This is a genomic window from Cryobacterium sp. MLB-32 (assembly GCF_000738085.1).
Classification (GTDB): Bacteria; Actinomycetota; Actinomycetes; order Actinomycetales; family Microbacteriaceae; genus Cryobacterium.
The window spans coordinates 1-1,095 of the sequence record NZ_JPRS01000488.1; the positions used below are offsets into that span (position 1 = coordinate 1).

2 protein-coding genes are annotated in these 1,095 nt (G+C 57.2%); both read left to right on the top strand.

What is annotated here, in order from left to right; all coding sequences use genetic code 11:
• Positions 1-590: GNAT family N-acetyltransferase (locus JF66_RS22585; protein ID WP_035880556.1), on the top strand; the 590-nt coding region annotated here is incomplete at its 5' end.
• Between the two features lie 210 nt (positions 591-800).
• Complete coding sequence (locus JF66_RS19560) at positions 801-992, top strand: hypothetical protein (protein ID WP_035880557.1); 192 nt, start codon at positions 801-803, stop codon at positions 990-992.
• Positions 993-1,095: the final 103 nt, after the last annotated feature.

Genomic DNA, 1,095 nt, shown 5'->3' on the forward strand with positions numbered 1-1,095 from the left:
CTCCCGTTCGAGATTCCGATTTGCCCGACCTTGTGGCACTCGCACACGAAGGGATTCACGACGCCGCTGCGATGCCATTTGATTTTCCATGGACGGCCGGGACCCCCGACGAAGTTCGATTAAGGCTCCTGCAGTTCCACTGGGGGCGACGTTCTGCCATGACGCCAGCATCGTGGCAACTTGAATCCACAGTCCGTTTCGAGGGAGAAATCGTTGGTTGCCAAGGAATTTCGACCAGTGACTATCTCGTGACGAGAACCGGCGAGACAGGATCGTGGCTCGGGGCGAAGCATCACGGACGGGGCATCGGCACGCTAATGCGCCAAACTCTCTGTGCATTCATGTTCGACCATCTAGATGCAGCTGAGGTCACGTCCGCAGCGTTCACCGACAACCCAGCGTCGCTTGCCGTGTCGAGAAAAGTCGGCTATCGAGAGAACGGCCTGGTTCGCCGCCGGCGGCGCGAAGGTGAGATGGCTTTGAGCCAACAACTGACATTGACTACCGAAACGCTCAACAGATCCGATCAGGAGTTGCGCGTCACGGGCGTGCCTCAGCTACGTGAGTTCCTTGGGCTCGAATCGGTTTAGCCGCACGAATCACCTCATTAATTGCACCGCGCGTGCAGGTGCCCAGTAGACGTATCTGTATGGTTCGTCCAAACCGAGGTAGAAGTTGAGAATTCTAGGCTGGACGCCACGCGCAACGACTGCAACATTCAAGGCATGTTTCTTCGATAAACGCGCCAATCCACGCCGACCAATCTAACTAGCCACTCTTTTGAATTGAGGAACAGCGCGATGACATTGCGTATCCGCGACGCGGCCACTGAGGACATCGACTTTCTCGCGGCGATGCTGCTCGAAGCGTTCAACTGGCGCGAAGACCGCCAACCTGCGACTCTGCAAGCGATCATGGATAGCCCCGACAGGTCACGTCCCGCTGAGTGGTGGAGTTTCTCGACACCGTGCAGGTCAGTTGTTTTAGTTTAGGCGGCAGCGAGTTCGGGGAGGATCACCGCCTCGTCGATGACCTCGACGGGGTTGTTCATTGTGGTCAGCTCGAGCATCGAAGCTTCGGAGAAGTAGCGGCGTT